The sequence below is a fragment of the Limnohabitans sp. genome, from assembly GCF_038134685.1.
GTDB lineage: Bacteria > Pseudomonadota > Gammaproteobacteria > Burkholderiales > Burkholderiaceae_C > Limnohabitans_A.
The window spans coordinates 31,580-44,702 of record NZ_JAYPVP010000002.1; the positions used below are offsets into that span (position 1 = coordinate 31,580).

12 protein-coding genes are annotated in these 13,123 nt (G+C 61.5%); 1 reads left to right on the forward strand and 11 read right to left on the reverse strand.

Going from position 1 to position 13,123, the window contains the following annotated elements; translation table 11 throughout:
• Positions 1 to 259 precede the first annotated feature (259 nt).
• Complete coding sequence (locus AAFM15_RS01090; protein ID WP_341684855.1) at positions 260 to 808, forward strand: YggT family protein; 549 nt, start codon at positions 260 to 262, stop codon at positions 806 to 808.
• On the opposite strand, the gene accD is transcribed toward AAFM15_RS01090, so the two are convergent.
• The 11 genes from accD to leuC form a co-directional block, all read right to left on the reverse strand.
• Entirely contained in the window at positions 809 to 1,681 is an 873-nt protein-coding gene (gene accD / locus AAFM15_RS01095; protein WP_341684856.1) for an acetyl-CoA carboxylase, carboxyltransferase subunit beta, read from the reverse strand. It abuts the gene before it with no gap.
• Between the two features lie 31 nt (positions 1,682 to 1,712).
• Positions 1,713 to 2,522, reverse strand: a complete 810-nt coding sequence (trpA, locus tag AAFM15_RS01100) for a tryptophan synthase subunit alpha (protein WP_341684857.1) — start codon at positions 2,520 to 2,522, stop codon at positions 1,713 to 1,715.
• A gap of 8 nt (positions 2,523 to 2,530) precedes the next feature.
• Positions 2,531 to 3,814, reverse strand: coding sequence for a tryptophan synthase subunit beta (gene trpB / locus AAFM15_RS01105; RefSeq protein ID WP_341684858.1), 1,284 nt, complete (start codon positions 3,812 to 3,814; stop codon positions 2,531 to 2,533).
• 21 nt (positions 3,815 to 3,835) lie between these two features.
• Entirely contained in the window at positions 3,836 to 4,513 is a 678-nt protein-coding gene (locus AAFM15_RS01110; protein WP_341684859.1) for a phosphoribosylanthranilate isomerase, read from the reverse strand.
• A complete protein-coding gene (gene truA, locus AAFM15_RS01115) occupies positions 4,510 to 5,292 on the reverse strand; it encodes a tRNA pseudouridine(38-40) synthase TruA (protein WP_341684860.1) in 783 nt (260 codons plus the stop codon). Before truA ends, AAFM15_RS01110 begins: the two co-directional genes overlap by 4 nt.
• Positions 5,289 to 7,016 (reverse strand): FimV/HubP family polar landmark protein, encoded by a 1,728-nt coding sequence (locus AAFM15_RS01120; protein ID WP_341684861.1) that lies wholly within the window; start codon positions 7,014 to 7,016, stop codon positions 5,289 to 5,291. The genes truA and AAFM15_RS01120 overlap by 4 nt, the downstream gene beginning before the upstream one ends.
• Before the next feature lie 51 nt (positions 7,017 to 7,067).
• Complete coding sequence (gene asd / locus AAFM15_RS01125) at positions 7,068 to 8,198, reverse strand: aspartate-semialdehyde dehydrogenase (RefSeq protein WP_341684862.1); 1,131 nt, start codon at positions 8,196 to 8,198, stop codon at positions 7,068 to 7,070.
• Positions 8,199 to 8,428: 230 nt separating this feature from the next.
• Positions 8,429 to 9,496: a 3-isopropylmalate dehydrogenase gene (gene leuB, locus AAFM15_RS01130; RefSeq protein WP_341684863.1), complete on the reverse strand. Its 1,068-nt coding sequence runs from the start codon at positions 9,494 to 9,496 to the stop codon at positions 8,429 to 8,431.
• Between the two features lie 378 nt (positions 9,497 to 9,874).
• Positions 9,875 to 10,936 carry a Fic family protein gene (locus tag AAFM15_RS01135; RefSeq protein ID WP_341684864.1) on the reverse strand — a complete coding sequence of 354 codons (1,062 nt, stop codon included), beginning with the start codon at positions 10,934 to 10,936 and terminating at the stop codon, positions 9,875 to 9,877.
• 97 nt (positions 10,937 to 11,033) lie between these two features.
• Complete coding sequence (leuD, locus tag AAFM15_RS01140; protein ID WP_341684865.1) at positions 11,034 to 11,681, reverse strand: 3-isopropylmalate dehydratase small subunit; 648 nt, start codon at positions 11,679 to 11,681, stop codon at positions 11,034 to 11,036.
• A gap of 12 nt (positions 11,682 to 11,693) precedes the next feature.
• Positions 11,694 to 13,115 carry a 3-isopropylmalate dehydratase large subunit gene (leuC, locus tag AAFM15_RS01145; protein ID WP_341684866.1) on the reverse strand — a complete coding sequence of 474 codons (1,422 nt, stop codon included), beginning with the start codon at positions 13,113 to 13,115 and terminating at the stop codon, positions 11,694 to 11,696.
• Positions 13,116 to 13,123 lie beyond the last annotated feature (8 nt).

Genomic DNA, 13,123 nt, shown 5'->3' on the forward strand with positions numbered 1-13,123 from the left:
GTGCTCAGGCTTGAAGTCGTTGGGAAAGGCCACGCCTTTGCCCTCAGCCTGGGCTTGGCGCAGGGCTTTGAGTTTTTCGCGGCGCTCGGCAATCAGCTGGTTTTCGTCTTGCTGGGGCGCGGCTGGGGCAGTGGTGGTGTCGGACATGGTCTTGTGTTTGCTAGGGTCCCGCATCGGTCTTGGCTGCGGGCTGGGCCAAAACCTTCTATTTTACCGGGCAGGCTCGGTATCATGAGAGGTTGTTGTTGAAAGGAGCCCCATGTTTTTGAACTTGATTTCCATGTTGCTGGATATCGCAGCCAGTCTGGTGGCGGGGGCCTGCCTGTTGCGTTTGCTGATGCAGTGGCAACGGGTGTCCTTTCGTCAGCCCTTGGGACAATTTGTCTGCGCTGTGACCGATTGGCTGGTGCTGCCCTTGCGTCGGTATATTCCGGCCTGGGGTAAGCTGGATACGGCCAGCGTAGCAGGGGCCTGGCTGGTCAAGGTTGTGCAATACGGCATGCTGTGGGCTTTTTCGGGCGCCCAGGGGGCGTTGGCCTTGCTGCCTTTGGTCAGTGTGGTGGGCTTGGTGCAGTTGGTGGTGTCGGCCCTGAGTGCACTGGTGTTTTTGTATGTGCTGATGTCCTGGTTACAGCCGGGTTCTGCGGCCTATCATTTGCTGAACCTGTTGACACAGCCATTTCTGGACTTCCTGCGCAGACGTATGCCACGCTTGGGGGGCGTGGACATTTCGGCTTGGGTATTTCTGATTTTGATGCAGGTCCTGGGCGTGGTCCTCGCAGGCCTGCAAACCAGCTGGATGCGCTGATCAGCTGACGGCGTCCGCACTCTGGCGCTGGAGCATGGCCAGGGTGCTGGCGATGGTCCAGCGCAGCTCGCGGCGGTCGCAAATAAAGTCCACAGCACCTTTTTCCTGCAAAAATTCTGCTCGCTGAAAGCCTTCGGGCAGCTTGACGCGCACGGTGGTCTCAATCACGCGCGGACCGGCAAAGCCGATCAGTGCCTTGGGCTCGGCAATCACCACGTCCCCCACGAAGGCGAAACCGGCGGACACACCGCCCATGGTCGGGTCGGTCAGCACGCTGATGTAGGGCAGGCCCTTCTTGGCCAGGCGCGTCAGGGCGGCATTGGTCTTGGCCATCTGCATCAGCGAGAGCAGGCCTTCCTGCATGCGGGCGCCACCGGTGGCGGTGAAGCAGACAAAAGGCACTTTTTGCTCGATGGCGGTCTCGACACCGCGCACAAAACGCTCGCCCACCACCGAACCCATCGAGCCACCCATGAAATCGAACTCGAAGCAGGCTACGACCAGCTCGATGCTGTGCACGGCGCCACCCATGACCACCAGCGCATCGGTCTCGCCGGTGTTGTCCATGGCTTCTTTCAGGCGCTCGGGGTACTTGCGGCTGTCCTTGAACTTGAGGGCGTCCACAGGCACGACTTCCTGACCGATCTCGTAGCGGCCCTCACCGTCCAGAAAAGCGTTCAGGCGTGCACGTGCGCCAATGCGGTGGTGATGTCCACAGCTGGGGCAGACGTTGACGTTTTCTTCCAGATCGTGCTTGTAGAGCACCGTCTCGCAGCTCGGGCACTTGATCCAAAGACCCTCTGGTACCGAGCGGCGATCTGCCGGGTCAGTGTGGGCGATCTTTGGGGGCAACAGTTTTTCAAGCCAACTCATTGGGGTCTCCTTGGGGAGGGATTATCGCTGCTCAAGCGTCCAAAGCCTGGCGGATACCAGACAGGAAGTCAGCGGCCACTGCGTTGACCTGGTCGGCGCTTTCGTTTTCGATCAGCTGGATCAGGCGCGAGCCGATCACCACCGCATCGGCGACGCGGCTGATGGCCTTGGCCGTGGCGGCGTCGCGGATGCCAAAGCCCACGCCAACGGGCACGCTCACGTGCTGGCGGATGCGGGGCAGCATGGCTTCCACGGCGTCGATGTCCAGCGCGCCAGACCCCGTCACGCCCTTGAGCGAGACGTAGTACACATAGCCGCTGGCCACTTGCGCGACTTGCTGCATGCGCTCGTCCGTGCTGGTCGGAGCCAGCAAAAAGATCAGGTCCATGCTGTGGGCGCGCAGCTTGGCGGCGAACTCTACGCACTCTTCGGGCGGGTAATCCACGATCAGCACGCCGTCCACACCGGCAGCAGCGGCATCCTTGATGAAACTGTCCGCGCCGTGCTTCTGGTCGTAGCGCTCGACCGGGTTGGCGTAACCCATCAGCACCACAGGGGTGGTGGTGTTGGTCTGGCGGAACGCGCGCACCATGTCCAGCACCTGCACCAGGCCAATGCCGAAGGCCAGCGCGCGGTCGCCGGCTTTCTGGATCACAGGGCCGTCAGCTGACGGGTCAGAGAAAGGCACGCCCAGCTCGATGATGTCGGCGCTGGCCGCGGCCATGGCGTGCATCAGCGAGGGGGTGCTGTCCGCGAACGGAAAGCCTGCGGTCACGAAAGGAATCAGCGCCTTGCGGCCCTGGGCTTTGAGCTGGGAGAGGGTGGTGTCAATGCGGCTCATCTCTTGGCTCACTTCACAAGATTCACGGGCTGTTCGCCGCCCTTGACCGACTGGCCACGGCAGCTGGGACGGCAGTAAAAGTCGGCCTGGCTCAGGTCTGCCACGGTACCAATGTCCTTGTCGCCACGGCCGGACAGGTTGACCAGAATCGACTGGTCCGGGCGCATGGTTTTGGCCAGTTTCATGGCGTAGGCCACGGCGTGGCTCGATTCGAGCGCCGGGATGATGCCTTCGGTACGGCACAGGTAGTGGAAGGCGTCGAGCGCTTCCTTGTCGGTGATGCCCACGTACTCGGCGCGGCCGATGTCCTTGAGGAAGGCGTGCTCGGGGCCGACGCCCGGGTAGTCCAGACCTGCACTCACGCTGTGCGTTTCGGTGATCTGGCCGTTGTCGTCCTGCAGCACATAGGTACGGTTGCCGTGCAGCACGCCGGGGCTGCCGCACTGCAGCGAGCACGAATGCTTGCCCGAATCCATGCCTTCACCGGCGGCCTCGACGCCGATCAGGCGCGTCTTCTCGTGCGCGATGTAGGGGTAGAAGATGCCCATCGCGTTGCTGCCGCCGCCCACGCAGGCGATCACGGCGTCGGGCTGCTGCTCGGCCATCTTCAGGCTCTTGAGCATTTCGGGCATCTGCGTCAGGCATTCTTCGCCGATCACGCTCTGGAAGTCGCGCACCATCATGGGGTAGGGGTGCGGGCCGGCCACAGTGCCGATGATGTAGAAGGTGTTGTCCACATTGGCGACCCAGTCGCGCATGGCTTCGTTCAGCGCGTCCTTGAGCGTCTTGCTGCCCGACTCCACCGGCACCACGGTTGCGCCCAGCAGCTTCATGCGGTAGACGTTGGGACTTTGGCGCTTGACGTCTTCACTGCCCATGTAGACCACGCACTCCAGGCCATAGCGGGCGCAGATGGTGGCGGTGGCCACGCCGTGCTGGCCCGCGCCGGTTTCGGCAATGATGCGCGGCTTGCCCATGCGTTTGGCCAGCAGCGCCTGGCCGATGGTGTTGTTGATCTTGTGCGCGCCGGTGTGGTTGAGGTCTTCACGCTTCAAGAAGATTTGCGCACCGCTCACTTCGCGGCTCATGCGGGCCGCGTGGTACACGGGGGAGGGACGGCCCACAAAGTGCGCCAGCTCGGACTTGAATTCGGCGATGAATTCGGGGTCTTGCTGGTACTTTGCGTAGGCCTCACGCAGTTCGTTGATGGCGTGCGTCAGCGTTTCGGACACAAAGCTGCCGCCGTAAATGCCAAAGTGGCCCTTGGCGTCGGGCTGGTGGTAGTCGTACATAAAACCTGAGGGGAAAGGGGTTCAGGAGAGCATGTTGTCAGCGGCGCGAACCGCAGCGACAAACTGCTGGATCTTGGCGGCATCTTTCAGGCCTTTGCCTGCTTCGATGCCCGAGCTCACGTCAACGGCCAAAGACCGCGCACGCGAGCGCAGCAGGCGAATGCCATCGGCCACGTTTGCAGGTGTGAGTCCACCAGACAAAACGAGGTGAGCGTTGACGTTTGGTGGCAGCAGTGACCAATTGAAGCTCTGGCCCGAGCCTCCGTAGCCGTCGACCAGGGTGTCGAGCAGCAGGGCTTGGGCATGTGGGTTGTCTTGGGCGAATTTTACCAAGTCGAAGCTGGAGGCGGGATTTTGCGGAATCCGGGCCACCCGTAAAAACGGTCGCTGACAGCGCTGGGCCACCTGGGCACAAAACTCGGCGCTTTCGTCACCATGAAACTGCAGCGTGGCACCCGGCACCTTGGCGCTGGCAACAGCCACTTCGTCACTGCTGGCATTCACAAACAACAACACCGGTGTGACAAAGGCGGGCAGGCGTACGGCCAATTCGCTGGCTCGCTCGGCGCTGACGTAGCGCGGGCTTTTGTCATAGAGCACAAAGCCCACGGCATCGGCACCAGCGTGGACGGCAGCGTCCACATCGGCTTCGCGGGTGAAGCCGCACATCTTGATGCGGGTACGGGTCTGAGCAGTCATGGCAGCCATTGAAAAGCAGGGGTATCGGTGGGCAGCTCCCATTCTGGCGCATAGACGGGGCCTGCGAAATACAGACCATCGGGCGAGAAGGTGGGCGCTGCCGCATCGCGGTTGCGCGCTGCCAGCACCTCGGCCATCCAGCTGGCCGGGTGCAGCCCTTGGCCAATGTAGACCAGGCAACCCATGATGTTGCGGATCATGTGGTGCAGAAACGCGCTGCCCTCGAAGTCGAAGCGCCAATAGGGGCCACGGCGCGAAATGTCGATGCGGTACAGCGTTTTGACCGGCGACAGCGCCTGGCAGCCACTGGCCCTGAACGAGCTGAAATCGTGCTCGCCCAGCAAATGCTGGCTGGCGCTTTGCATGGCCTGCAGGTCCAGCGGACGAAACACCCAGCCTACTTTGCCATGCTCAAGACTTGGGCGCACCGCAGACTCCAGCAGGATGTAGGTGTAGCGTCTTGCCACCGCACTGGCCCTGGCATGGAAGGTGTCGGGCACAGGTTGCGCCCATTGCACTGCGATGTCGGGGGGCAGGAAACGGTTGGTGCCGCGTACCCACGAAAACGGCTCACGGTCGATGTCGGTGTCCAGATGTACCACCTGCATCAGGCCATGCACACCCGTGTCGGTGCGGCCTGCGCAAAGCGTATGGACGGGGATGGTGGCGAATTCCTGCAGCGCGGCTTCAAGCTTGTCCTGAATGGTTTGACCATTGGGCTGGCTTTGCCAGCCCAAGTAGCCGTGACCGTTGTAGCTGATGCCGAGGGCCAGTCTCACTGCAGGGTGTTGAGCAGCTGCAGCGCCTGGGTTTGCACGCTGGGGTTGTTGGACTTGATGGCTGACAGCAAAAGTGCGCGGGCCAGATCTTTTTCACCCTGTTGTAACAATTGCTGGGCCAGTTGCAGTTTGTTGGCGCTGGTGTCGTTGGGGGCCGTCGGTACAGGTGCGGCAGGCACCTGTGCCGGGGTGGGCGATGTTGACATCACCATGGGGGCCACCGAGGCGGGCACAGGTGCATTGGGGGGACTGTTAAGGTCCAGGTTCAGTCCGGACAGACCCGCAGGCATGCCGGCCGGTGCGCTGGGCTCCATGCTGGGTGGGGTGTTGGCTGTGGCTGGAATATCGTCATAAGACGGGGAGTAAGCCATGGCACCTGCATGGCCACGCTTGTGGCTGCGTCGTACCCACCATGCCAAAGCGAACATGGCCGCCAGAAGTGCTGCCGCCCAGCCCATGGTGCGGGGGTCATTTTTGAGCTGCTCGAGCACATTGCTGGAGCTCTTGACATCGGGGGCGGCTTCAGTGGGCTTGGCTTCGGGTTGGGGCAGGTTGACGCCCACGCCCGGGCCGGTTTCCTTGTTCTTGGCCAAATCCTGTAACTCGGCCATGTTTTTCTGCAAGGCGTCGAGCTCTTTTTGCTTGTCCTGACCTTCTTGCTCTTTGGCAATTTTCACTTCCTGCCCATCGCTCACGGTGGCCTGGCTCAAGGTCAGTCGGTCTGGCTTGCCTTCTGCTTCCTTGACGCTGGCTTCCGGCGCGGTCAGGCGACCGCTCATTTCGTTGGTGGAGGTCTGGTCCACTTGCACGGGCGAGCGCGCCAGGCGCTGGGTGTAGGCGACGAAGTCGCGGGTTTGTGCAAGCACGATCTGGCGTGCTTCCTGGCGTGAGACGGTCTGGGCATCATTGGCTGAAGGCATACGCAGACGCGTACCGGCGCGCACCAGGTTCACATTGCCGTCGATGAAAGCTTCAGGGTTGGCTTTGGCCATTGCGACCAGCATCTGGTCCAGGGAGACGCTCTCAGGCAAATTGCGCACCGCAATTTCAGAAGCGGTGTCGCCCGTGTTGACCTCTACCGGACCCTCGGCCCGTGAGCTGGCGCTATGGACTTGTGCCGCGGGAGCCGACACGGCTGGCGCTGGCGAAACAGCTGGTGTCGAGGCTGCTGCAGGCGCATCAAACTTGTAGACGGGAACGCCATCGCTGTTGAGTACGGGGACAGGCATCTTGTCAGCAGGCTGGGCTGTCTGCACCGGCAATTGCGCAGCCGCGACAGGCTCATTTGTGCGTTGCCGCTGCGGTGTGATGCTGTTGAGCAGCAAAGCGTAATTGCGCTTGAGTTTGCCGCCATTGCTCCATTGGGCCTGAAGAATCAGATCCAGAAAGGTGTCCTTGACTGGCTGGCGTCCCTGTACCACGAGGAAGGGCAATCCTTCGCGTGTTTGAAGTGAGACCGTGGCACCTTGCAGGGCCGGGTTGAATTCCATGCCCGACTGGCTGAACAGGGCTGCGGGTGCCACCTGCGCTTGCAGACCGGACAGTTCTGCCGCGGTGGCGTCCACCACCGCGACTTCGGCATGCAGGGGATCACCCAAGCCGGACAACACTTGAAGACGCCCCAGATTCAGAGCGTGGACAGGCAAGCTCCAGGCCGCAAGCACGAGCAAGGCAGTGCTGCTCACAGCCCATGTGATGCGGTGGTTTGAGCTTTTCTGGGCCATGTTGTACTTCCCTGAATCTTGTTATGTGAACGACTTTGGCCTGAGGCGCGCTTATGCGTCCAGCAGGATGCGCAGCATGCGGCGCAGCGGTTCTGCCGCGCCCCACAGCAGCTGATCGCCAATGGTAAACGCGCCGACGTATTCCGGGCCCATGGCCAGTTTACGGATACGACCCACTGGAATGGTCATCGTGCCGGTCACGGCCACAGGCGTCAAGTCCTGCAGTGTGGCTTCGCGGGTGTTGGGCACCACTTTGACCCACTCGTTATCGGCGGCAATCATGGCCTCGATATCGGCCACGGGCACGTCTTTTTTCAGCTTGAAGGTCAGCGCCTGGCTGTGACAACGCATGGCGCCCACGCGCACGCAGAAACCGTCCACCGGAATGGCTGCAGAGCCAAAGCCTTCGCCCAGACCCAAAATCTTGTTGGTCTCAGCCATGCCTTTCCACTCTTCCTTGGATTGGCCGTTGCCCAGGTCTTTGTCGATCCAGGGGATCAGCGAGCCACCCAGGGGCACCCCAAAGTTGGCGGTCTCGGCACCGGTCAAGGCGCGCTGCTTGGCGATCACCTTGCGGTCGATTTCCAGAATCGCGCTCTTGGGGTCGTCCAGCAGGGCTTTGACTTCGGCGTTGAGCGTGCCGTATTGCGTGAGCAATTCGCGCATGTGCTGTGCGCCGCCGCCAGATGCAGCCTGGTAGGTTTGGGTGCTCATCCATTCGACGAGCCCTGCCTTGTACAGAGCGCCCACGCCCATCAGCATGCACGAGACGGTGCAGTTGCCGCCGACCCAGTTGTTACCACCCTTGGCCAGAGCGTTCTTGATCACGGGCATGTTGACCGGATCGAGCACGATCACGGCATTGCCTTCCATGCGCAGGGTGGAAGCGGCGTCGATCCAGTGGCCGTTCCAGCCAGCTGCGCGCAGCTTGGGGAAGACTGCGCTGGTGTAGTCGCCGCCTTGGGCGGTGATGATGATGTCGCAGCGCTTGAGAGCCTCGATGTTGTGCGCATCTTGCAGCACAGTCTCGTTCTTGGCCATGGCGGGGGCTTTGCCGCCAGCGTTGGAGGTGGAGAAAAAGACCGGCTCAATCAGGTCAAAATCTTTCTCGGCAACCATGCGGTCCATCAGAACCGAGCCGACCATGCCGCGCCAGCCGACCAAACCTACCAACTTGCTCATTTCAATGCCCTTTCAAAGTTTCAAACAGTGCCACGCCTGACTGTCTTGCCCGGCTCGTCTGGCCGGGTTGGGCGCACGACAAGCCAGAGCCGTTCAGCCCTTAATGGTCGTGGTTTTGGTGGAGATTGCGCGCACGCCAACGGCCACCGTGGTGGTGACAGCAAGATTCGGCGTGAACAGGCGTGCGGCAAACATGGGTGCAGATTGTAAAGGAAAGGCTTGGCCCGCCCTTACAGCGCCTTGACCACAGCGTCGCCCATCTGCGCGGTGCCGACCTTGGTCGTGCCTTCGCTGTAGATGTCGGGCGTGCGCAGGCCCTGGGCCAGCACTTTTTGCACGGCCGCTTCGATGCGGGCCGCAGCTTCGGGCTGGTTGAGCGAGAAGCGCAGCATCATGGCCGCAGACAGGATGGTGGCCAGCGGGTTGGCCACGCCTTTGCCCGCGATGTCGGGGGCGCTGCCGTGGCTGGGCTCGTACAGGCCCTGATTTTTCGTGTTCAGGCTGGCCGAAGGCAGCATGCCGATCGAGCCGGTCAGCATCGAGGCCTCGTCGGACAGGATGTCGCCGAACATGTTGCCGGTCACGACCACGTCAAAAGCCTTGGGCGCCTTGACCAGCTGCATGGCGGCGTTGTCGACGTACATGTGCTGCAGTTCCACGTCGGGGTATTGGGCGTGCACTTCGGTGACCACGTCCTTCCAGAACTGGAAGGTTTCGAGCACGTTGGCCTTGTCCACGCTGGTGACCTTTTTGTTGCGCTTGCGGGCGGCCTGGAAGGCCACATGGGCGATGCGCTCGATCTCGGGCTTGGAATAGCGCATGGTGTCAAACGCTTCTTCGGCGCCGGGGAAGTGGCCATCGGTGGCCACGCGGCGGCCGCGCGGCTGGCCGAAATAGATGTCACCGGTCAGCTCGCGGATGATCAGGATATCCAGGCCCGCGATCAGCTCGGGCTTGAGGCTGGACGCGCCCACCAGCTGCTCATAGCAAATGGCGGGACGGAAGTTGGCAAACAGCCCCAGGTTCTTGCGCAGGCCCAGGATGGCCTGCTCGGGGCGCAGTGGGCGGTCCAGGGTGTCGTATTTCCAGTCGCCCACGGCGCCGAACAGCACCGCGTCGGCGTCCATGGCCAACTTGAGCGTGGATTCGGGCAGTGGGTGGCCGTGCGCATCAAACGCTGCGCCGCCGACCAAAGCGGATTCCATCTCGAACTTCAGGTCGAGGGCGTTCAGGACTTTGACAGCTTCGGCGACGATTTCTGTGCCGATGCCATCACCGGGGAGGACTGCGATTTTCATGTTGAGAGGCGAGCACGCTCGCAAGAGAATAAGAGTGTTGGGAGCAAATCATTATTTTAGGTGGACTCCACATCAAGCGGATGGTGTGAATTTCACTTCAAACTGCAAGAAGTCGGTCAGCCGCTTTGATTCTGCAACGTCATCGTACTGCTCAAGCAAGTAGCGCCAAGGTTTGCTACCCACTGATGCCGTGTAGTCAGATGCATGTTTACACCAGCGCGATGCTGCCGCTGCCTCAACCTCAACCTGATGCGGGTTCAGATCGACTTGCTAGTCTACCAAGGTGGAGGCGAGCGACTCGACTGAATCCCCCGCTGTTCGATGAGTCAGCAACCACGCGTAGTACTAGCTTTGGTGTGGTGTCAGCACTGGGTGCATTCAGCTCTTTCCCTCCGCTTGGACTTGCGCCCACTTGGCGCTTCGGCCTTTGCCCATGGGTGCAATCAGCCCCTCAGCTTTCATGGCACGTAGCACCAGTCTGACGGTATCGCGGCTGATGCCGGGGCAGGCTTCTTCGATGTCGGTGATAGAGAAGGGTAGCTGGCGTTTGAGGATTTCTGCACGCACACGGTCGCCCTTGGTGCCGCGTCCACGCTCGATGGTGCCCACACGTTCTTCAAACTCTTTGTAGGCGCGCAGCAGAGCACCCCAAAAATAGTCCAGCCAAGGGGCAATGTTGTGCTCACCCTCGTGCCAGCCTTGCGAGCTGGCCTCCAGCGTTTCGTAGTAGCTCTCTTTTGTTTCTTCGAAGATGCGTTCCAGGCTGATGAAGCGGCCCACGGCGTAGTCAAAGTGGTAGAGCAACTGCAGGGTCAGCAGTCGCGCCATGCGGCCATTGCCATCTGGGAAAGGGTGAATACACAGGAAGTCGAGGATGGTCAACGGCACGAGCACCAAGGGGTCTGCCATGTGTTGATCTAACGCCAAGCGATAGCGCGCCATCAAATCCGCCATGGCCATGGGCGTCAGGTGCGCGGCCACGGGTCGGAAACGAATGCGAGAGGTGCCATCGGGGTGGCGCTCGATGATGTCGTTGTTGGTCGCCTTCCAGTGCCCACCCGGCTGTGGCATGTAGCGGTACAGCATACTGTGCAGTTGCAGCACAGTACCTTCCGAAAACGGCATTTGTTCGCCGCTTTCGTGGATCAGACCCAAGGCGTCGCAGTAACCTGCTACCTCCTGCTCGGAACGGCTTTGTGGCGTGGCGTTCTTGAGCACCAAGGACTTGAGTCGATGGGCCGCCACCACTACGCCCTCCAGGCGGTTCGACGACTCGGTGGATTCGACCACTGCGACTTGCTGCAGACCACCCAAAACCTCGGGTGATTGAGCGACAAATAGCTGCTGCTTGCCTCTGTATTCCCCCAATGCGCGCAGCGTTGCTAACTGCTGCGCACCAAAGCGAAGCTTGGCAAGGTATTCGGGTAGCAGGGAGTGCATTCAATAGCATTCAAAAATAAGATATTGGGGGAATGCTATCCGAAAAAATGGGGTATTCAGCTTAATGAATACCCCAATTAAGGTCCCATTACCCCATTTAAGCCATGTGCGCCAACCAGGGCTTGGTCGCCAGTCGTTCGGCTTCAAAAGCCTTGATTTTGTCGGCATGGCGCAAAGTCAGGCCGATGTCGTCAAAGCCGTTGAGCAGGCAGTATTTGCGGAAAGGGATCACGTCAAACGGGATCTCTTCGCCTTGCGGGCGCACGATGACCTGACGTTCCAGGTCGATGGTCAGTTCGTAGCCGGGGAAGGCTGCGACTTCGTTGAACAGCTGGTCCACGGTGGACTCGGGCAGCACGATGGGCAGCAGGCCGTTCTTGAAGCAGTTGTTGAAGAAGATGTCGGCAAAGCTGGGCGCGATGATGGCACGGAAACCGTACTGATCAATCGCCCAGGGCGCGTGTTCGCGGCTGGAGCCGCAGCCGAAGTTCTTGCGGGCCAGCAGGATGCTGGCACCCTTGTAACGCGGCTGGTTGAGCACGAAGTCCGGGTTGGGTTTGCGGTCGCTTTCGGGCACGCCGGGTTGGCCGGGCTGGTCCAGATAACGCCACTCATCGAACAGGTTGGGGCCAAAGCCGGTCTTGCGGATGGATTTGAGGAACTGCTTGGGGATGATGGCGTCGGTGTCCACGTTGGCGCGGTCCATCGGGGCCACCAGGCCTTTGTGAAGGGTGAATTTCTGCATGTCTGTAACCCTTTAAGCGAATTTGCGCACGTCCACAAAGTGGCCGTGGATGGCGGCGGCAGCGGCCATGGCGGGGCTGACCAAGTGGGTGCGGCCCCCGGCGCCTTGACGGCCTTCGAAGTTGCGGTTGCTGGTGGAAGCGCAGCGTTCTCCGGGCTCCAGGCGGTCGGCGTTCATGGCCAGGCACATCGAGCAGCCGGGCTCGCGCCACTCAAAGCCAGCGGCCTTGAAAATCTCGTGCAGGCCTTCGGCTTCGGCTTGGGCTTTGACCAGACCTGAGCCGGGCACGACCATGGCCAGTTTGACGTTCTTGGCCACTTTCTGGCCGAGCTTTTTGACCACGGCGGCGGCCTCGCGCATGTCTTCGATGCGGCTGTTGGTGCACGAGCCGATGAAAATTTTGTCCACGGTGATGTCGCTCACGGCTTTGCCCGGTTGCAGCGCCATGTAGGTCAGGGCGCGCTCGATGGCACCGCGCTTGACGTCGTCTTTTTCCTTGTCGGGGTCGGGCACGGTGCCGTCAATGCCCAGCACCATCTCGGGCGAGGTGCCCCAAGTGACTTGCGGCACGATTTGGGTGGCGTCCAGTTCCACCACGGCGTCGAACTTGGCGCCGTCGTCGGAGTGCAGTGTTTTCCAGTAGGTCACGGCCTGGTCCCATTCCACGCCCGTGGGCGAGAGCAGGCGACCCTTGACGTAGTCGATGGTCTTGTCGTCCACCGCCACCAGCCCGGCGCGGGCACCGGCTTCGATGGCCATGTTGCACACCGTCATGCGGCCTTCCATGCTCAGGGCGCGGATGGCGCTGCCGGCAAACTCGATGGTGTAGCCGGTGCCGCCAGCGGTGCCGATTTTGCCAATGATGGCCAGCACGATGTCCTTGGCGGTCACGCCGGGGGCCACCTGGCCCTCGACCTTGACCAGCATGTTCTGGGCCTTTTTGGCCAGCAGGGTCTGGGTGGCCATGACGTGCTCGACCTCGGAAGTGCCGATGCCGTGGGCCAGTGCGCCAAAGGCGCCGTGAGTCGAGGTGTGCGAGTCGCCGCAGACCACGGTCATGCCGGGCAGGGTGGCGCCGTTTTCCGGGCCGATCACGTGCACGATGCCCTGGCGCTTGGACATGAAGGGGAAGAAGGCGGCCGAGCCGAATTCGGCGATGTTCGCGTCCAGCGTGGTGATCTGTTCCTTGCTGATCGGGTCGGTGATGCCGTCGTAGCCCAGCTCCCAGCCGGTGGTGGGGGTGTTGTGGTCGGCGGTGGCGACGATGGAGCTGACGCGCCAGACTTTGCGACCCGCCTGGCGGATGCCTTCAAAGGCCTGGGGGCTGGTGACTTCATGGACCAGGTGGCGGTCGATGTAGAGGACGGCGGTGCCGTCTTCTTCGGTGTGGACGACGTGTTCGTCAAAAATCTTGTCGTAAAGCGTGCGGGCCATGGGGCGAG